General features: G+C 43.3%; 21 protein-coding genes. 12 read left to right on the top strand and 9 right to left on the bottom strand.

Features of this window, described 5'->3' with window-relative positions; all coding sequences use genetic code 11:
- Positions 1–4 precede the first annotated feature (4 nt).
- Together DC487_RS08270 and DC487_RS08275 are read left to right on the top strand one after the other, a co-directional pair.
- The gene (locus DC487_RS08270) at positions 5–775 is read left to right on the top strand and encodes an enoyl-CoA hydratase/isomerase family protein (protein ID WP_116775482.1); all 771 of its coding nucleotides are present in this window, start codon (positions 5–7) and stop codon (positions 773–775) included.
- A gap of 44 nt (positions 776–819) precedes the next feature.
- Entirely contained in the window at positions 820–1,869 is a 1,050-nt protein-coding gene (locus DC487_RS08275; protein WP_116775483.1) for an AI-2E family transporter, read from the top strand.
- Between the two features lie 15 nt (positions 1,870–1,884).
- Here DC487_RS08275 and hemW read toward each other — a convergent pair whose 3' ends face one another.
- The 7 genes from hemW to porX form a co-directional block, all read right to left on the bottom strand.
- On the bottom strand, positions 1,885–3,018 hold the full coding sequence (gene hemW / locus DC487_RS08280) for a radical SAM family heme chaperone HemW (protein ID WP_116775484.1): 1,134 nt from the start codon (positions 3,016–3,018) through the stop codon (positions 1,885–1,887).
- A 34-nt stretch (positions 3,019–3,052) separates the two neighbouring features.
- A complete protein-coding gene (locus DC487_RS08285; RefSeq protein WP_116775485.1) occupies positions 3,053–4,102 on the bottom strand; it encodes an ABC transporter ATP-binding protein in 1,050 nt (349 codons plus the stop codon).
- Between the two features lie 67 nt (positions 4,103–4,169).
- Positions 4,170–4,985, bottom strand: coding sequence for an outer membrane beta-barrel protein (locus DC487_RS08290; protein WP_116775486.1), 816 nt, complete (start codon positions 4,983–4,985; stop codon positions 4,170–4,172).
- Between the two features lie 29 nt (positions 4,986–5,014).
- Positions 5,015–5,821: a hypothetical protein gene (locus DC487_RS08295; protein WP_133228463.1), complete on the bottom strand. Its 807-nt coding sequence runs from the start codon at positions 5,819–5,821 to the stop codon at positions 5,015–5,017.
- A 20-nt stretch (positions 5,822–5,841) separates the two neighbouring features.
- Positions 5,842–6,387, bottom strand: a complete 546-nt coding sequence (locus DC487_RS08300) for an RNA polymerase sigma factor (protein ID WP_116775488.1) — start codon at positions 6,385–6,387, stop codon at positions 5,842–5,844.
- Between the two features lie 77 nt (positions 6,388–6,464).
- Positions 6,465–6,875, bottom strand: a complete 411-nt coding sequence (gene tsaE, locus DC487_RS08305) for a tRNA (adenosine(37)-N6)-threonylcarbamoyltransferase complex ATPase subunit type 1 TsaE (RefSeq protein ID WP_116775489.1) — start codon at positions 6,873–6,875, stop codon at positions 6,465–6,467.
- A gap of 12 nt (positions 6,876–6,887) precedes the next feature.
- Positions 6,888–8,441, bottom strand: a complete 1,554-nt coding sequence (porX, locus tag DC487_RS08310) for a T9SS response regulator signal transducer PorX (protein ID WP_116775490.1) — start codon at positions 8,439–8,441, stop codon at positions 6,888–6,890.
- Between the two features lie 227 nt (positions 8,442–8,668).
- Here porX and DC487_RS08315 point away from each other — a divergent pair, with 227 nt between their 5' ends.
- From DC487_RS08315 to DC487_RS08345, 7 genes are all read left to right on the top strand, one after another.
- Positions 8,669–9,898 carry an HD domain-containing protein gene (locus DC487_RS08315; RefSeq protein WP_116775491.1) on the top strand — a complete coding sequence of 410 codons (1,230 nt, stop codon included), beginning with the start codon at positions 8,669–8,671 and terminating at the stop codon, positions 9,896–9,898.
- Positions 9,899–9,916: 18 nt separating this feature from the next.
- Positions 9,917–10,951: a UDP-3-O-(3-hydroxymyristoyl)glucosamine N-acyltransferase gene (gene lpxD / locus DC487_RS08320; protein ID WP_116775492.1), complete on the top strand. Its 1,035-nt coding sequence runs from the start codon at positions 9,917–9,919 to the stop codon at positions 10,949–10,951.
- 42 nt (positions 10,952–10,993) lie between these two features.
- Complete coding sequence (locus DC487_RS08325) at positions 10,994–12,388, top strand: bifunctional UDP-3-O-[3-hydroxymyristoyl] N-acetylglucosamine deacetylase/3-hydroxyacyl-ACP dehydratase (protein WP_207774341.1); 1,395 nt, start codon at positions 10,994–10,996, stop codon at positions 12,386–12,388.
- A 10-nt stretch (positions 12,389–12,398) separates the two neighbouring features.
- On the top strand, positions 12,399–13,193 hold the full coding sequence (gene lpxA / locus DC487_RS08330) for an acyl-ACP--UDP-N-acetylglucosamine O-acyltransferase (protein ID WP_116775599.1): 795 nt from the start codon (positions 12,399–12,401) through the stop codon (positions 13,191–13,193).
- Positions 13,194–13,217: 24 nt separating this feature from the next.
- Positions 13,218–13,850 (top strand): ABC transporter ATP-binding protein, encoded by a 633-nt coding sequence (locus tag DC487_RS08335; RefSeq protein ID WP_116775494.1) that lies wholly within the window; start codon positions 13,218–13,220, stop codon positions 13,848–13,850.
- 41 nt (positions 13,851–13,891) lie between these two features.
- Positions 13,892–14,452 carry an elongation factor P gene (gene efp, locus DC487_RS08340; RefSeq protein WP_116775495.1) on the top strand — a complete coding sequence of 187 codons (561 nt, stop codon included), beginning with the start codon at positions 13,892–13,894 and terminating at the stop codon, positions 14,450–14,452.
- 126 nt (positions 14,453–14,578) lie between these two features.
- Positions 14,579–15,163: a 5-formyltetrahydrofolate cyclo-ligase gene (locus tag DC487_RS08345; RefSeq protein WP_165799047.1), complete on the top strand. Its 585-nt coding sequence runs from the start codon at positions 14,579–14,581 to the stop codon at positions 15,161–15,163.
- Between the two features lie 82 nt (positions 15,164–15,245).
- Here DC487_RS08345 and DC487_RS08350 read toward each other — a convergent pair whose 3' ends face one another.
- Positions 15,246–16,145 (bottom strand): sugar phosphate isomerase/epimerase family protein, encoded by a 900-nt coding sequence (locus DC487_RS08350; RefSeq protein ID WP_239016344.1) that lies wholly within the window; start codon positions 16,143–16,145, stop codon positions 15,246–15,248.
- Positions 16,146–16,164: 19 nt separating this feature from the next.
- Positions 16,165–17,685, bottom strand: coding sequence for a glutamate--tRNA ligase (gene gltX, locus DC487_RS08355; RefSeq protein ID WP_116775496.1), 1,521 nt, complete (start codon positions 17,683–17,685; stop codon positions 16,165–16,167).
- Positions 17,686–17,780: 95 nt separating this feature from the next.
- On the opposite strand from gltX, the gene DC487_RS08360 reads away from it, so the two are divergent.
- The 3 genes from DC487_RS08360 to DC487_RS08370 are packed head-to-tail and all read left to right on the top strand — an operon-like array spanning position 17,781 to position 19,957.
- Complete coding sequence (locus DC487_RS08360) at positions 17,781–19,022, top strand: sensor histidine kinase (protein WP_116775497.1); 1,242 nt, start codon at positions 17,781–17,783, stop codon at positions 19,020–19,022.
- Positions 19,000–19,551: a DinB family protein gene (locus DC487_RS08365; protein ID WP_116775498.1), complete on the top strand. Its 552-nt coding sequence runs from the start codon at positions 19,000–19,002 to the stop codon at positions 19,549–19,551. The genes DC487_RS08360 and DC487_RS08365 overlap by 23 nt, the downstream gene beginning before the upstream one ends.
- Positions 19,541–19,957: a hotdog fold thioesterase gene (locus DC487_RS08370; RefSeq protein WP_116775499.1), complete on the top strand. Its 417-nt coding sequence runs from the start codon at positions 19,541–19,543 to the stop codon at positions 19,955–19,957. Before DC487_RS08365 ends, DC487_RS08370 begins: the two co-directional genes overlap by 11 nt.
- Positions 19,958–19,963: the final 6 nt, after the last annotated feature.

Consider the following 19,963-nt stretch of genomic DNA (forward strand, 5'->3'; position numbering starts at 1 on the left):
CGTTATGTACAACAACATTAAAATCCAATTGCTCGATCAAACCGCGCTATTGGAGATCGACCGTCCCAAATTTTTAAATGCACTCAGCAGAGAAACGCTGGAGGAAATTGAGCATGCTTTTCAGCATGATTTACTTCAAAATACCGCTATTCGTGGCGTCATCATCACGGGAGCTGGCGAGAAAGCCTTCGTAGCAGGCGCCGACATTAAAGAGTTCGAAAACTACAGTTCGGAAGAAGGGATGGCATTAGCGAAGTGGGGGCACGGAGTGATGAATCGTATTTATGAGTTTCCAAAACCCGTCATCGCGGCCATTAACGGTTACGCTTTAGGCGGCGGTTTGGAATTAGCCTTGGCATGCCACATTCGTATCGCTTCTGATAACGCTAAAGTAGGACTTCCAGAAGTTTCCTTGGGATTGATCCCCGGATATGGCGGTACGCAACGCCTTGCGGATTTGGCGGGGCGTGGAAAAGCATTGGAAATGATCATGAGCGGCGAGATGATTGATGCGCAAGATGCGCAACAATGGGGCTTAGTAAATCATGTGGTTAGTAGCGATGAATTAATAAGCAAATCAACCGATTTGTTGAAAAAGATGTACAGCAAATCTTCTCACGCGATTGCCGCAGCTATAAAAGCGATAAATGCAGGTTTGGACAAGCAAAAAGATGGATATGAAAGTGAAATTGCAGCCTTCGGCGACAGTTTTGGAACACCTGATTTCCGTGAGGGGGTAGATGCATTTCTTGCTAAACGCAAACCAAATTTCTAATTTGTTGTTATAACAACATCATATCGTAAATTTTTTAACTTAACATGGAAAACCCGGTTTTTTCTCAGAAAGAACGGAATATAATTATTCTGCTCATTGTCCTTGTATTAGGAGGCATAATCTTGTACGCCACGCAAGGCTTATTTGGCGCTTTCTTAGGCACCATGCTCATGTATACGCTTTTTCGTGGACTCAATATCTTTTTGATTGAACGCTGGAGATGGCCGAAGCCCGTGTCTGCGATCTTTATCATCATCATTTCCATCTTAATCATTGTATTACCTTTTTATGGAATTGGGAAAATGTTGTTTTCCAAGGCAATTGAGCTACAACGCGATCCAGAATGGATTAATAATTTGGTAGGTGCCATCAAGCAATTTGCGGGTGATAAATTGGGTCAGCCAGATTTCATTGAGAAGCAGTTGGAATCCAGCTCATCGTATATCGGCGGTCTATTAACGAATACCTTGGGAGGAGCGGCGAATCTATTTCTGGAAATTACCGTAATGTATTTTATCCTCTATTTTATGTTTGTGGGCTACAAAAGTTTTGAGCAGTCCTTACGATTCTACTTGCCGTTTGATGATTCCAGTGCGGGAGTTCTAGCTGAAGAGTTTAAAAATGTCACGTACGCCAATGTTATTGGACAAACTTTGATTGCTATCGTACAAGGAGCTTGTCTCAGTATTGGGTTCTATATATTTGGTGCATCAGATCCCTTCTTTTGGGGAGTGATTACGGCAATTTTGTCTTTTATACCATTATTAGGGCCGCCACTTATTTTTGTTCCAGCGGCGGTGATTATGTTTTCTCAGGGAATGACTTGGCAACCGATAGGTTTATTGATTTGGGGATTTGGATTGGTGATTAATATCGACAATGTGTTGCGGTTTATCATTGCAAAACGTATGGGCGATATTCATCCCATCATTACCGTGGTAGGTGTGATTATTGGTATCCCGTTGTTCGGACTGTTGGGTTTAGTGTTTGGCCCTCTATTATTGGTCTACTTTTTATCAGCCGTCAAAGTATATAAAGCAAACAAACGTTTATCCTTGAAGGAACAAACTATTCGAGAGAAAATGCGTGATTGAGGAGATTAATGTTTCTTAATCTTCTTCGGATAGGACAAACAGCTCACTGGCAATAAGATCAGCGAGCTGTTTGCCTTTTGGAGAAAGTTTCAGCGTATCGTTATCATACAAAAGCGCTCCACTACCGATATAGGGTTTAGCTTGTTGTAGCAAGAGTTGCATCACATCAACGCCAAATTGCTGCTCGACTATATCTCTGCGAATGCCCCACATGGTGCGCAGGCTCGTCATGATGTATTCATTGATGCGATCTTCTGTGCTCAGCACCTCACTTTCCAACGCAGGCATGTCATTATTAATGCCGCGCATGTACAATGCATTGTTGCTTTTATTCCAGGATCGTGATGTGCCATTGAAAGAGTGCGCCGATGGCCCGATGCCTAAATAATGCGTGCCATTCCAATAGTTCGTGTTATGCTGCGCATATTTCCCATCTTTGGCGAAGTTCGATATTTCGTAATGCTCAAAACCATTCGCTGTCAATTTATCGATGAGAATGGCCATTTGGTCAGCACTTTGTTCCTCATCAATGGGTTTTGTCTTCCCTTTTTTGATCTGATGATGTAATGCAGTTCGCTCCTCGACCGTCATGGCATAGGAGGAAATATGTGGTACGCCATAGCTAATTAACTGATCAATATTACTGTGCCATTTTTCATCGGTCAATAAAGGATAACCATAGATAAGGTCGCACGTAATATTATCAAATCCGGCATCCTGCACGCGTTTGATCACCACATCTGCTTCTTGCGCATTGTGTGCACGATTCATCCAGCGAAGATCTTCTTCGAAAAAGGATTGAATGCCAATGCTAAATCTATTGATTGGCGTAGTGCGAAGGTCTTGTATTTTAGAAAGGTTAAGATCGTCTGGATTGGCTTCTAGCGTAATCTCTGCCTGAGGATCTAAGGTGAAATGTTGTGAAATTTTATCTAACACACGCTCAATATCCGAAGCCGCTAACAGAGAAGGCGTGCCGCCACCAAAATAGACCGATTGGATACGACGATCTACCAAATAATCTGAGCGCAGCTCAATCTCCCGAAGCAATGCACTGACCATCGCATCCTTATCTCCCAACTGTGTGCTAAAGTGAAAATCACAATAGTGGCAAGCTTGTTTACAGAAAGGAATGTGGAGATAAAACATGAGAATAATTACAATAAGAGAGTTGTATCGCTATTTAACCACCAAACTCGATAAACCTTTCAAAGCTTACCTGCACTTTATCGCCTTTGGCGAGTGTTGGAGTTCCAATCTTCGCTGCACGAACGCTAACATCTCCATTGCCTGCGACGTATTCGTAATACATTCCGCGGAACTTAATTTCTTGAATTTGACAGCGAGCAGATTCGTCCGCAACCAATGAAATATCTTCTTGATGGATAGCAATCGTTGAGTCTGTCTCAATGTCCAAAGCGCGGGCCTGCGATGCAGAGAGAATATTGCTTTTGGCTAATAATTGTGCGGTGTAGATATTGCTCGGCTTGAAGTATAAATCCTTCGGATTACCGCTGTCGATAATCTTACCATCTTTCATGACGATCAATTGATCGGACATAGCCAACACCTCTGCCGGATCGTGAGAAACCAATAGCACAGTAAGCCCAGTATCCGCCACGATCTGCTTAATATCATGTTGCAACGCATCGCGAAAAGCAGCATCTACTTGGTTAAATGGTTCATCCATCAACAGGACTTCTGGATCATTGATTAAAGCGCGACAAATGGCTACACGTTGGCGTTCGCCACCACTCAAATCCGCAACGCGCTTCTGCGCAAGATGGGATATTTGTAGCTTTTGTAATGTTTCTTCTGTTTTGCGCTGCTTGTACTCTAGATTGATATTCGATAATTGCGAAGCCACATTATCCCACACTTTCGCGTACAGATTGAGATCGTCAAAATTCTGAGAAACCATCTTCATAGCTTCATGCCCAGGAATGAGCTTGTCTTTGCGTGTTGGTACCAACCAGCCACGGTAACGGATTTCCCCGTTCGTGGGCTCGAGCAATCCGTAGATCAATTTTAGTAACGTACTCTTGCCACTTCCCGAAGCTCCGATAATCGCCGTGATGCTATTCTCTTGGATTCCGACACTTACACGGTCGACCGCAACGACATCGTCTTTGCCCTCAAAAACACAGGAAACATCATGGACATAGATTAAAGGTAAATCATGTTTTTGTGTGTCTTGCGGTACGTATTGACAAGAGGAGGAAGTCGTGCTCATAAAAAATGCCGGATCCTTTTAGGTGATCCGGCACAAAAATACGGTTTTAAAATCAGGAAATGATTACCTAGAAACCCAAGGTCAGACCGAATGCAAAATTCTTGAAACCTTTTTGATCTGGAGATTGTTCGAACATATCGTTCATATAATATTTGGTGAAAACACCGAATGAACCAAATCCTACCCGCAGATGCGCACCATACTGGAAAGATTGTAGGTTGTAGGTATCCCGAAAACTTTGTTTGCCCAATTCATCGCTGCGCAATCGTTGCGAACCTTTTAATAAGATGCCAAACATTGGCCCTGCCACAATGCGTACACGATCGCCACCGCGGCTACGGCCGCTACGCCATTCAAATGCCACTGGTACCCGTAGGTAAGTAGAGGTCAATACGTTCTTCGTGTAGTTTACCTCATTGCGATCTACAAAAGTCGGTGTAAGCGGCGCTTGATTCTGATTCAATATCACATTGTTGGTCAATCGCATGTAGTTCCATTCAAAGCCAGCTGCGGTATATATCTTGAAGTTATCATCTAAGCGAACACCAAACTGTGCAATATCAAAACCAAAATTAGAGGCTCTGCTGTGCGACAAAAATTGATTCTCTTCCGAGAAGGTAAAGCTACCATTGTCCATCGGACGGGAGAAACCCCAATCAATGCGTGTGAACGTCAATCCGCCAAAGATACATGGGTATTTTACTTTCTTTTTACTGCTATTATTGTCTTCGTCGTCACCCTTTCCAAGGGTAATATTCATATTTACTTTTCTGCTGGAATCACGTTCGGTAATTAAGCTGTCTTGTGTCTGTGCTTGTGTGGCGGTGGTAGCTGAAAGCCCGAATGCAATCGCGACAATCAGTAGGTATAGATATGTTTTCATAGTAATTTTGTTGAAATATATGGTGATCGTTATTTGCGTTTTTTTGTTCTGTTTTTGGCGAAGAGATTACCTATTTCGAGTCGGAAAGAACCTTCGTCATCCTTAAGTACATACACGTCTTTTGTTACCTGTGTTGGTGTATTGTCACTCACCACGTCGATGATTTTGTTAATGACGTTGCTCGTTGCTTTGCGTACTGTGCCTGCAATCATCATTTCCTCCTCCTCTTCAAATGGCTCAATAAGTGGCTTGATCGGTTCTACATCGGTTACAAAACGAGTAGGCAGATTTACCGCTGGGACCTCCGCCAATCTAACTGGCGGTAAATCTAGAGCTTCCGCTTGTTCTATTGTCGCCAGCTGATTTACTTCAGGCTGGTCAACAGAAGCGATGTGCTTTTGTTTTACGGATTCGCTCGGTATTTCTCTGACAGATTCTTGCTGATGCACTGGTGTTGTGCTGTAAGCCACTATCTTTTCTTCCGTTATATGGCTAGGAGTTGATTCTACGTCAAAAGAACTGCTTTCGTTCATTTGCTCAACCTCCTTTTGTGCCGGCGGCTGATGCGCCATCTCTTTTTGCGGAGCTGTGATTTCCTGTTGCGTCGTAAAGTAGGCGAATAATCCTACTCCGACTAGGGCACAAGCTGCCGCATACTTTACCCATTGGTAATTTCGTTTTTTGCTAATCGCAGGAATTAGTGGGACGATTCGGTCCTCGCTCTCCGCCTCCTCATCCAACTGCTGCGCGATCTTGTCCCACAATTGTGGGCCCGGAGTTGCCTGCTCGCTTTCGAGCGCATCACGAAACAGTTTGTCGAGATCTTTCTCTTTCATATCCATTCCTCCTTATATTATTAACTAATATTATCCATCTTTAGTAATCGTTCTTTCAGCCAGCTCCTTGCTCTAGACAGTTGCGATTTCGAATTTGTTTCTGTAATCGATAGGCTGTCGGCAATTTCTTTGTGACTGAATCCTTCAATAGCATACAGGTTGAAGATCGTTTTGTAGTTGATGGGTAGTTGATTGACCAATTGCAACAAATCTTTGTATGCCGTCTGATCGGCCTGAAATGTGCTAACCATCTTTGATGCACCGGTGCCTTCTTCTTCCAGATCGACATACATGATCTTCCTTTTTCTATATACTTCAATCGCGGTATTGACGATCACGCGCCTAATCCAACCTTCCAAAGATCCAGCGCCGTCATACAAATGGTGTTTGGTGTATACTTTCACAAAGCCCATTTGTAGCATATCTTCTGCTTCCAGATGATCTTTGGCGTACCGCAAACACACGGCAAACATCTTCGACGAAAAATGATGGTATAAAGCTTCCTGTGCTTTGCGATCCTGCTTTTTGCAGCCCTCCCATACCATGTCAATATTCGTCAGTTTCAATTTTTACTAGGTTTTATAAGCAAGACGGGGCTTCTCAACGAATGGTTGCAGCAGAAATGAAAAAAAGTTAAAAAATCTTAAATCAGTTCGATGATGCGACTGTCAGGTCCGGTAACTTTGATGTAGACGGATTTTGAATCTGGAGGTAATAGGTTGGCGATTTTATCCGGCCACTCGATGAGACAGTAATTGCCGGAGTATAAATATTCTTCATATCCCATGTCAAAGGCTTCCTGCTCGTCTCGTAATCGATAGAAATCAAAATGATAGATAGAGCCGTTTGTGGAATCGTATTCATTCACAATGGAAAATGTGGGGCTAGATGTATTTTCAATGACACCAAGCTCCGCACAGATTTCTTTAATGAACGTGGTTTTGCCGGCGCCCATGTCTCCATAGAATAAGATCACGCGGGCATCGGAAAATGATTTTACTATTTTTTTGGCGACCGCGTTGAGGTCTGCCAAGGTATCTACGCGGTATTCCATAAGCAAATTTACTTATTTCGGCGTGTAGGTCGCAAATGGAATAATCATTTCTTCTAGTGAGATCCCTCCGTGTTGGAAAGTGCCGTAGAAATGATTCACAAATTGATTGTAATTGTTTGGATATACAAAGTAAGCATCTTCTTTAGCGAAAGTATACACCGAACTGATGTTTATCTTGGGGAGCTGTGCATCGTGTGGATTTTTGACCACAAATACATCTTTGTCCTGATAGTTCAGGTTTTTACCTTGTTTGTACCGCAAGTTCGTGTTAGTGTTGCGATCACCCACGATTTTACTCGGTTTTTTAACGCGAATTGTGCCATGATCGGTCGTCACAATAACGCGGACTTTGTGTTGCGCCAGCCACTTCAGCACATCTAACCAAGGCGAATGCTCGAACCAAGACAAGGTCAACGAACGATACGCGGCATCATCGTTGGCCAATTCACGAATCATCGCCATATCAGTGCGCGCGTGCGAAAGCATATCGACGAAATTGTACACCAATACGTTCAGATCATTGTTCATCAGGTTGTTTAGATTTTCTAAAACATCCTTTCCTTGCTCGTGCGTTAATATTTTGGTGTACGAATGCTTGATGTCTTTACGGTATACTCGCTTGATTTGATCAGCCAAGAATACGTCTTCGTACATGTTTTTGCCACCTTCATCATTATCATTTTGCCAATGATCGGGGAAGCGGCGTTCCATTTCCAACGGCGTTAGTCCACTAAAGATGGCGTTTCGCGCATATTGCGTTGCCGTTGGCAGAATGCTATAATAGCTGTCTTCTTCTTCCAGTCGGAAATATTCGGTAATGATTTCATTGATCACGCGCCATTGATCGTACCGCAGGTTGTCAATCAGAAAGAAAAAGGTCGGTCGGTCCTCTTCCATGGTCGGGAAAACCTTTTTCTTAAAAATGTGATGGGAGAGTGTCGGTCCGCTGCCTGGATCATTGATCCAACCCAAGTAATTGTTCTCGATGTATTTGGCAAACAGGGCATTGGCTTCCGATTTTTGCATCGTTAAGATTTCATGCATGCCGCTATCTTCCAATTTTTCAAGCGATAGTTCCCAATACAACAGTTTCTTATAGGCTTCTATCCATTGCTCATAATTCAGCGCATCATTCATGATAGTGCCTAGATTTCGGAAATCTTGCTGATAAGCCAATGACGTTTTTTCGCTAACTAATCTTCGGTTCTCTGTTAGCTTCTTTATCGTCAGTAATATCTGTTTAGGATTGACCGGTTTTATAAGGTAATCATCGATTTTCGAACCAATAGCGTCTTCCATCAAATGTTCTTCCTCGTTTTTGGTGACCAATACGGTTGGAATCGAGGCATTGACCGATTTCAGGATGCTCAGTGTTTCTAGTCCGGTAAGCCCCGGCATATTCTCGTCGAGAAAAACAAGATCGTATGGATCGCTTTTAAAGGCATCTACCGCATCGTAACCATTATTTACGGTCTTGACTTTGTATCCTTTTTGTTCTAGTAATAATATATGAGGCTTCAGAAATTCAATTTCATCGTCTGCCCAGAGTATACGTGTTTTCTGCATGTGTGTTGTCTTAGGAAATCATTCAGTTCAACAACTGAAGTTTAAAAATGATTTGAACGGTGAAGATAAGGGGAAGAAAACCATCCTGTGCCTCAACAATCAAATCGTTGTGCTTTTTTAACAAGAATTAACGCATATCTGTGTATCTTTGCCGTTATATTCGAGCAGTATTACGCTTAAAAGTAAGGCAAAAAGGCTAGATTATTATATTAATAGACTATAAAGTATTGAATAAGAAAAAAATAATTAATGATCCGGTGTATGGTTTTGTAACCATTCCATCTGCCTTCATTTATGATCTTATTCAGCATCCCTTCTTTCAGCGGTTGCGGTACATCAAGCAAGGCAGCATGAGCCATCTGGTGTATCCTGGTGCATTGCACACACGCTTTCAGCATGCTATTGGTGCTATGCACTTGATGAGCTTGGCTATTAGCACCTTACGTGCTAAAGACGTGGAAATATCGGAAGAAGAAGAAGAAGCGGCACTAGCGGCAATTCTTTTACATGATATTGGGCATGGTCCATTTTCCCATTCTTTGGAGCAAACCATAATCGAAGGCGTATCACACGAGATGATATCCTCCGTTTTGATGCAACAGCTCAATGAGGCATTTGAGGGTAAATTGGATTTAGCCATTTGTATCTTTAATAATAAATATAATCGTCCATTTCTACATCAGTTGGTGTCCAGTCAATTGGATACCGATCGGATGGATTACCTTAATCGCGATAGCTTTTTTACGGGTGTTTCAGAAGGAGTTATTTCATTTGATCGCATCATCAAAATGCTTTACGTCGTGGATGAGCAGTTGGTCATAGAGCAAAAAGGTATCTATTCTGTAGAGAAGTTTTTGATCGCGCGAAGGCTGATGTATTGGCAAGTATACCTGCATAAGACCGTGGTCGCTGCCGAGCAGATGTTGCTTCAAGCATTACGTAGAGCCAAAGAATTAGCCCAAGAAGGAGTAGCTTTATTTGCTAGTCCGGCATTGGTTCATTTTTTACATCAACGCATCACGAAAGATAATTTTCTGAGTGATCAGTCTCATCTATCGTGGTTTACTCGTTTGGATGATACCGATATTATGTCGGCCATCAAGGCTTGGAGCACTCATGAAGACAAAATTTTACGCATACTGTGTTCGAAGTTGATGAATAGAGAGCTGTTCCGTACCGAGATGCGTAGCGGAGCCGTGACTGCGACTGAATTTCAAGAGTTGCAAAAGCGTACGCAAGCCACTTTTGAATTGCAAGATCATGAGGTAGATTATTTTGTCTATGCGCAGACTATTCAAAATAGCGCATACGACCCAACTCAGAATAATATAAACGTATTGGCGAAAGACGGTACATTACTAGATATTACGGCCGCATCAGACTTGTCAAATCTAGACGCATTGTCGAAAATAGTGGTCAAGCATGCCGTCATCTACCCAAAAGAAATTTTTAATTAAAAGAGTCCTTTACACGCGATGAAATTTTCAGCTCAACAAATTGCTACATTACTGCAGGGCACAATAGAAGGAAATACCGAAGTGGCGGTATCTCGCCTATCGAAGATTGAAGAAGGCGATTCCGAAAGCTTGTCTTTCCTTTCTAACCCGAAGTATGAGCAACATCTTTACGATAGTAAAGCGGCGATCGTCATCGTTAATGCCTCTCAAGTGTTGGATCCGCAGCGTACGGTAAGTCCAACTTTGATTCGTGTTAAGGATGCTTATCAAGCTTTTGCCGAGTTATTGAAGATCTATGAGCAAATGCGTTTCGATAGATCGGGGCGAGAAGAATACAGCTTTGTACACGATTCTGCCCAGCTTGGAGAAGGATATTATGTCGGCGCTTTTGCTTACATCGGTTCGCAAACGGTATTAGGGGAAAATGTCAAAATCTATCCACAAGTATATGTCGGCGATAATGTACGCATTGGCGATAATTGTACGATATATCCGGGAGCTAAGATCTACCATGATTGTGTGTTGGGCGACAATGTAACCGTACATGCAGGATCTGTGGTTGGGAGTGATGGTTTTGGTTTTGCACCACAAGAAGATGGGTCTTATAAGAAGATTCCGCAGATCGGAAATGTGGTGATAGAGGATGGTGTGGAGATCGGAAGTAATACCACGGTGGATCGTGCAACACTGGGACAAACAGTCTTACGCCGCGGTGTAAAATTGGATAATCTGGTACAAATCGCGCACAACGTGGAAGTGGGTGAAAATACAGTGGTGGCTGCACAAACGGGAATATCCGGTAGCACGAAGATCGGAGAAAACGTGATTCTTGGTGGTCAAGTAGGTATTGTTGGCCATATCTCTATTGCTAAGGGCACACAAGTGCAAGCGCAATCAGGAATAAATAGATCAATTAACGAAGAAAACAAAAAATGGGCGGGTACGCCGGCATTTCCTTATCAAGGGGAACTCAGATCACAGGTACTATATGCCAAATTGCCTGAGTTGGAGAAGAGAATTGCCGAACTGGAAAGACGCCTTCGCGAAAAATAATAGCTACATTTAATACATACTTGAGTCAATATAATGCTAGATATGAATGTAAAACAAAGAACTATCAAGTCCGACGTGCATATTTCGGGTGTAGGACTACACACCGGACATCACGTAAATATATGTATCAAACCTGCTCCGGAAAATCACTGGTACAAATTCCAGCGTGTGGATTTGGAAGACAAGCCATTGATACATGTAGATGCAGACAATGTAACAGACACCTCACGAGGTACTACGATTGCGCAAAATGGCGGATCGGTGAGTACGATAGAGCATTTGATGTCTGCTTTAGTCGGTCTGCAGCTTGATAATATCTTGATCGAGATTGACGGCCCTGAAGTGCCGATCTTGGATGGTAGTGCAGACATTTATGTCGCTAAACTGCGCGAGGTTGGCTTTGTAGAGCAAGATGCTGATCGCGAATATTTTGAAGTAAGTAGCAATATTCATTATAACGAACCCGAACGGAAAGTAGAAATCGTGGCTATGCCATTGGATGGCTACCGACTAACGTGTATGATCGATTTCAATTCGCCTGTGCTTGGTAGTCAGCACGCATCTATTAGTCATATTTCGGAGTTTGAAAAAGAGATAGCTTCCTCCAGAACGTTCTGTTTCCTACACGAGCTAGAAATGCTCGTACAACAAAATCTAGTAAAAGGTGGCGATTTGTCCAATGCCATCGTTATAGTTGACAAAGAAATTGAAGAAAGCGAGCTTGTCAAGCTAGAGCACGTATTCAATAAGAAGGTAGAAGTGGCTAGCGAAGGCATTTTAAATAATGTGCAGCTACGGCACTTAAATGAGCCTGCTCGCCACAAATTGCTTGATATGATTGGTGATTTGGCTTTGGTAGGCCGGCCGATAAAAGGGCATATTATGGCGGCGCGTCCTGGTCATGCGGCCAATGTCGCGTTTGCGAAGCGTATTAAAGCTCAAATGAAAAAAGAGCGTTCGCGCAAAAACGTTAAAGTCTATGATTTAAACATGACTCCGGTATACGATACCGTACAAATCATGAAAATATTGCCACATCGTCAACCGTTTTTGATGATCGACAAGGTTTTAGAGCTATCTGAACAACACGTCGTCGGTTTGAAAAATGTAACGATGAACGAAGATCTGTTTATGGGGCATTTCCCAGGTTCGCCATTATTTCCTGGCGTATTGCAGATCGAAGCCATGGCACAAACGGGTGGTATCTTGGTGCTCAACACAGTGCCTGATCCAGAAAACTGGTTGACACTGTTTTTGAAAATAGAAAATGCCAAGTTCAAAAACCCAGTTCGCCCGGGCGATACAGTGATATTTACCTGTGAGTTGCTAGAGCCGATACGTCGCGGCATTGCTCGCATGAAAGGAGTTGGGATGGTCGGCGAAAAGATAGCGAGCGAGGCGGAATTGATGGCGCAAATCGTTCGAGTAAAAGAATAAATTAAGCATGATGATACAACCATTATCATATATACACCCCGAAGCGCAAATAGCGCACAACGTGGTGATCGAACCTTTCTCTACCATACACAAAGATGTAGTGATTGGAGAAGGAACGTGGATCGGCTCTAACGTGACGATCATGGATGGCGCGCGCATTGGAAAGAATTGCCGCATCTTCCCGGGAGCTATTATCTCGGGTGAACCCCAAGATTTAAAGTTTGAAGGCGAAGTGACGACCGCAGAAATCGGCGATAATACCACGATTCGTGAATGTGTCACCATCAACAGAGGTACGAAAGATCGTTACCGTACGGTGATTGGTAAGAACTGTTTGATCCAAGCATATAGCCACATCGCGCATGATTGTTTTGTGGGAGACAATTGTATTTTCTCTAATTCGAGCACACTTGCCGGGCATATTACTGTTGGCGATTACGTGGTTTTGGCAGGAATGGTTGCTGTGCATCAATTCTGTAAAATTGGATCGCACGCTTTCGTGACTGGCGGTACGTTGGTGCGTAAAGATGTACCTCCATATATCAAAGCGGCACGCGAGCCAATCGCATATGCCGGAATTAACTCTGTCGGTTTGCGTCGTCGTGGTTACACGAATGAGCAAATCAATGAAATTCAGAATATCTACCGCGTGCTTTTTGTGAAGCACAGTAACTTAGGTAAAGCTTTGGATATTGTAGAGACTGAATTTGAAGCGACAGAGCTTCGAGATGAAATCATCGGATTCGTTCGAGCTTCAAACCGTGGTGTGGTCAAAGGTTTTGGCCAAGGACGCGCTAGTCTGTAGCAGCAAAGCACTAATTGCACGGACTTGAAGATCACGCTGCACGATATAGGAAGAAGGTATAACCGAGAGTGGATATTTAGACACCTCAGTTATACCTTTTCTGCTGGAAAAAGCTATGCGATTCTGGGGCCAAATGGTTCTGGGAAATCGACCTTGATTAAAGTGCTGACAGGTAGTTTGTCGGCCAGCGAAGGCACGATACAGTATGAGCGCACTTCGGCGGATATTTGCTTGGTAGATGATGTGTACAATCATCTCAGCATGGCAGCACCTTATATGGAAGTGATCGAAGAGTTCACCCTATCAGAATTGATTGACTTTCACTTCAAACACAAAAGCTATTTGCCGGGCTACGACAAAGAATCACTATTGCAATTATCGCAATTACAATCTGCCAGAGATAAGCATATCAAACACTTTTCTTCTGGGATGAAGCAACGTCTCAAGTTGGTGTTGGCCTGCTGCTCGGCCAGCGATCTAGTTTTTTTGGATGAGCCGACCAGCAACTTGGATGTACAGGGTGAAAACTGGTATCTAGATCTTGTGCAGCAGACTATTGGTGCCGAGAGAATCTTGATTGTTGGCTCCAATCAGCCAAAGGAATACAGTTTTTGTGACGAACATCTCCATATCCAAGACTACAAGCTTTTTAAATAACCGCGGATTTTTCTATTTTTGAGTCCGAAATAAAAACTATTATGGCTAAAGCATCAGACGTAAAATCTGGAAATATATTGCGTTTCAACGGAGAGTTGGTAAGCGTAGATGAATTTTTGCACCGTACACCCGGAAATCTAAGAGCATTTTACCAAGCTAAAATGCGCAATTTGAAGACTGGTAAGTTGGTAGAATACCGCTTCAGAACTGACGAGGAGGTAGAGATTGCCCGTGTAGAAACAAATGATTATCAATACCTATACGATGATGGCGATTTCTTCGTGATCATGGACAATGATAGTTACGAGCAATTCAATGTGCCAAAAGCTCTTTTTGGAGGTAGTGCACGTTTCTTGAAAGAAGGTATGAACGTTATTGTAGCTTTCGAAAGTGAAGAACCGATTATGGCGCAAGCGCCAACTACGGTTGAGCTAGAAATCACGTACACCGAGCCGGCTGTAAAAGGAGATACATCTACCAATGCATTGAAAAGTGCTACGGTAGAAACTGGAGTGGAGATCAGAGTACCTTTATTTATCAACCAAGGTGATCGCGTAAAGGTAGATACTCGCACAGGAGATTATATTGAACGCGTAAAATAATTTATACGAGTTTACTATTCCTTCAATAGCACAAACGCGGCCTCTGGTAAGATCCAAAGGCCGCGTTTGTGATTTAAAGACGGGATAAGTCGCCAAACCATTGCGGCAGCACAAAGAACCAACTGGATGGAAAACATGACGAAGGACGAACTGAGAGCCAGTTTTAAGAATAAGCGTCTGGCGCTTTTGCCAGCAGAACGGCAAGCGTTGGATGATCAATTGCTGGAAGGGTTGAAAAGTCTGGACCTCTCCGCTGTAAGGTATGTACATATTTACCTGCCTATTGCGAAGTGGAAGGAGTACGATACGATGCCATTCATTCATTGGCTACGCCAATATCATCCTGAAATACATATCGTTGTTTCAGTATCTGAGTTGAAGCATGGCACTTTAGAACATTTTATCTGGAATACAGAATCGGTGGTGAAAAATGCTTGGGGGATTCCTGAACTTGTGTTACACCCCAATACGAATCGGGTAAATCCTACGGATATTGATTTGGTGGTGATTCCTTTATTGGTTTGCGACCACGAAGGAAATCGTATCGGTTACGGGAAAGGGTATTATGACCGTTTTCTACAAGCTTGTCGATCGGATGTACATAAGGTTGGTATCTCGTATTTCGAGCCATTAGATGAGCTTATTCCGGCAGATCCTTGGGATGTGCCGTTGGATAGGCTGATTACGCCAGCAGGATCAATTGTTTTCTAATATTTCTACGACACGTTATATTAAAAAAGCGATCAAGACTCCGAGTCTTGATCGCTTTTTTCTAATTAGCTGCGCGAAGCGCTTACAGTGCTTTTCTGAAATTGGCAACACTAGTTTTAACATCACCAGCATTGTTTTCCCAATTGTGTTCGTATTCTGCAGAGATCATTCCTTTGAAGTTCTGACGTTTCAGCTCTTCGATGATCTGTGGCATGCCGATCACACCCGTTCCCCAGTGCACATCGTGCGCCGATTTATCGTTAGCTACATTTAGATCTTTGAAGTGCATATGGTATACTTTTCCTTCTAGTTTTTTCAAAGATTCTACTGGATTCAATCCTGAGCGCTCCCAGTGACCGACATCAGCCGCTGCACCCATTTTGTCACTTCGGCCTTCAATCGCTCTTAATACAGTTGTAGGATCCCAATACGTCGAAGGGTCTGGGTGATTATGAATGGCTACTTTAATGTTGTGCTCATCGCACAATTTAGATAAGATGTCCAAATGTTCTGCCTTTGGCTCACACACGATCACGCTGATGCCCATTTCTTTCGCGAATTCAAAGATCAGACGCCATTCCGCTTCGTCTTTTCCATCCACTACGCCGTAAGCATTTAAGGTGATGCCATTTTCAGACAATAATTCTTTAGCTTTTTTGCGGCCTTCGGCAGATAGTTGATGGCCAGTTTTATCCGAACTACCTTTGGTCAAATCTTGACCAGGATACATTTCTACGTGTTGTAATCCCGCTTCTTTGATCTTTTGCAATGCTTCTTCGAAAGAGAATAGACGAAATGTATACGCTTGTGCGCCCAGTTTCCATCCTAATTCTTCTTCTGGATAACTTGCTGCAACCGATGTGCTGCTGTCTGCCGTTTCTTCAGCAGTGTTTTGAGATGTTGAATTGTTGTTGCAAGCAGTCATAGTCCATGCTAGCACGGTCACCAAAGCTGCTTGTAGCATCGTGGTTTTTAGTTTCATAGTGATGATTTATTAGTGATTAGTTTTGTATGATTTCAAGGCCATTTTTGATACGATTAGCCACTTGCTCTTTGCCAAGGGTTTCGACAATCACAAAGACATCTGGACCAAATTTTCCGCCTACCAACATGATGCGCAACGGGAGCATCAACTCTCCTACTTTCAATCCAGATTGTGCAATTTTCTCTTTAAATATAGTTTCTAAATGACTCGCCGTCCAGTCAGATTGTTCCTCAAAAAGCGCAATTACTTCTTCGAAGAAAGCTGTCTTTTCAGGTGTCCATTTTGGTTTTACCGCAGCTGTATCCAAGGATTCTGGCGCCTGAAAGAAATATGAAGCATGTTCCCAGAAGTCCGCAACGAAGGTCATCCGGTCTTTTACCAACGCCAAGGTTGTATTTACTTTATCTGCCTCCGCATTGATGCCTTTTTCGGCTAATAATGCTATGATTTGAGGAACTAACTCTTCATTTGGTGTGCGTTGGATCCATTCTCTGTTGAACCATTTAGCTTTTTCAAAATCAAATTTTGCGCCCGCTTTGCTGATGCGCTCGAATGAGAACTTTTCAATAAGCTGCTCCAACGTGAAGAATTCTTCTTCTGTGCCATCATTCCATCCCAACATCGCCAACATATTGACAAATGCTTCTGGTAAGAAACCTTTCTCGCGGAATCCTATCGTCGTATTCCCAGATGCAGGGTCAGTCCAATTCATCGCATATACAGGGAATCCTAAACGGTCGCCATCGCGTTTACTAAGTTTTCCGTTGCCATCTGGTTTTAAGATCAATGGCAAATGCGCCCATTGTGGCATTTCTCCTTTCCATCCCAAATATTCCCAAAGCAAGATGTGTACGGGTGCAGATGGAAGCCATTCTTCGCCACGGAAAACGTGGGAGATTTCCATCGCTTTGTCGTCCACTACCACGGCTAGATGATACGTAGGCATGCCATCGGCTTTTAAAAGTACTTTATCATCGATTAAGCTAGTTTCAAAAGCGACACGACCGCGAATCATGTCTTCGAAAGAAACGGTTCCTTCTGCAGGGATTTTGATGCGGATCGTGTGTGGGTGGCCTTCGGCCAATAAGCGCGCTACTTCTGCTTCATCCAAGCTTAGGGAGTTGCGCAAATCAAGGCGGTTTTCGTGGCTATAGCGAAAGTTTGGTTGCAGTTTACGCTCTTCGTCCAGCTCTTCAGCCGTGTCGAAAGCGTAATAAGCGTGTCCCTTTTCGATTAATTGCTCGGCATATTGACGATATGAAGGTTTGCGCTCGCTTTGGCGATATGGTCCGAATGAGCCCGGTTTCTCCGGACTTTCGTCTGGTGTGATACCACACCACGCTAGACATTCGTTGATGTATGATTCTGCACCAGCTACAAAACGCGTCTGGTCGGTGTCTTCGATACGAAGAATGAAATCTCCTTTGTGATGTTTTGCAAATAGATAATTGAACAATGCGGTACGTACACCGCCCAGATGCAAACCGCCTGTAGGGCTGGGCGCAAAGCGCACCCGAACTTTCTTTTCCAAACTCATAACCACAAAACTACATATTATTTCCCGATCGTGACAGCGTAAATGGCCTCCTGCTAATTAGAAAATGCCTATTTTGTAAAGCGATTTAGAAAACTATGCAACGAAATCCGTACCGTCACCATCGACAACATTGGAAGTTATTTCTGTTTTTATTTGCAGCTATGATTGCGGCAGCATCCCTGCTATACACGAATTATCTGACCAAAAGTCTGTCAAAATCTGAGCGCACTAAGGCCGAAGTGTGGGCCATGAGTACGCGAACAATCGTTTCCTTGCCAGATGTGAATGACGAATTTATCAGTTTTATTTACGCGGTACGTGATAGTCTTTCTTTGCCAGCAATCATTACAGATGACACAGGAGATATAATCTTTTGGCGTGATTTAGACAGTACACGGACAAATATTCAGACAGAAGCAAGTGACACCTTGTCATCCAAGCTGGTGTATGATCCGGGCTATTTTGCAAAAGAGCTCGCCGAAATGCAGCGCCGACATGCGCCCATTATCATTGAGTTGGAAACGGCAGGACAGAAATGGTTTGTGTATTATAAAGATTCGGATGCCCTGCGGCAACTTCGGATCTTTCCATACATACAATTGTCTTTAATCGCGATATTCTTGATTATTGCATATACCGTATTCAATTCTATCAAACGCTCGGAAGAAAACTTAGTATGGGTCGGAATGGCCAAAGAGGCTGCACATCAGCTCGGTACGCCGATTTCCTCTTTAATGGGTTGGCTGGAGCTGGCTCGAGCAACCTTTGATACAGAAGACAGTACGTTGTTTGACGAGATGGAGCGCGATGTATATCGGCTGGAAGTGGTAGCCGATCGCTTCTCAAAAATTGGTTCCGATCCGCATCTTTCCAATCACAATATTTATCATGTGGTCAAAGAGTACATGGATTACTTTCGCGTGCGTACCAGTGGCCGTATTTCTTTTGAACTGGAAGGTGATCAACATGTGGAAGCCATGCTCAATGTACAGCTGTTTGATTGGATTGTGGAGAATCTCTTGAAAAACGCGGTGAATGCGATCGAATCGGAAGGCAAGGTGCACATCTCCATTCATGAAAATATCGCTAAAGAAGAAATCTTCATGGATGTGAGCGACACGGGGCGTGGTGTGCCAAGATCGAATTGGGAAACAATTTTTCTGCCTGGTTTCACCACAAGGAAACGTGGCTGGGGCTTAGGCTTGAGTTTGACCAAAAGAATGGTGAAACTACATCGTGGCCAGATATTTGTGAAGGAATCCGAGGTGGGCAAGGGTACCACATTCAGAATAATTTTAAAAAGTAATTTGAGATATGAACCAACTCAAATCGGATGATTATCCGGCGATTTACAAGGAGTATATCGATAGTGTAACCGAACCGGTTATGAATGAACTCGCAGAAAAATTGAACTCTTTTCCAGAGTTTGTGCGTAGCATTCCCGAGGAGTTAGGTACTTATGCTTATGCCGAAGGCAAATGGACGGTAAAGGAAGTACTTTGTCATCTTTTAGATGCCGAACGCATTATGGCGTATCGTGCCTTGCGTTTCGCGCGCAATGACATGACAGCCTTAGCCTCTTTTGAGCAAGATGAGTTTGTGGCCAATGGTCGACATAATGAACGGTCTTTTGAAAGCATTATTGAGGAGTTTATGGCTTTACGACAAGCCAACATTCTATTGTTTAAAACATTTAATGAAACGGAGTTGAGTCGCAAAGGCATGGCATCTGATCGCTTGATTAGTGTAGAGGCGTTTATTTACATTATTGCTGGCCACATGAATCATCACATGACCATTTTGGGCAGTCGCTATCTCAAAGACAACAATAACAATAATAATCAAAAGCAACTGCATGTGGTTTAAGGAATACAGTATCGCTGAACTCAATGAGCTTTTCGGCAAGAATATGAGTGGCTTTCTAGGCATAGAGGTGATAGAAATTCGTGAAGATGCGCTTGTAGCGCGCATGCCGATCACTGATAGAGTGAAGCAGCCGTATGGGTTGTTGCACGGTGGCGCTTCTGTCGTGCTGGCTGAGTCGGTCGGTAGTGTAGCGACGAACCTCATTGTAGATCCAGAAAAATATGTAGGCGTGGGTTTGGAAGTAAATGCCAATCACTTACGTCCGGTGTTATCTGGTGAGGTCATTGCAACCTGTACGCCGTTGCATATTGGCGGCAAAACGCACGTATGGGATATCAAAATCAGAGATAGCAAAGGCAAATTGACTTGTGTGTCTCGTTTGACTGTGGCTATCGTCCGTAAATAAAAATTC

This window comes from Sphingobacterium corticibacter, assembly GCF_003076635.1.
Classification (GTDB): Bacteria; Bacteroidota; Bacteroidia; order Sphingobacteriales; family Sphingobacteriaceae; genus Sphingobacterium; species Sphingobacterium corticibacter.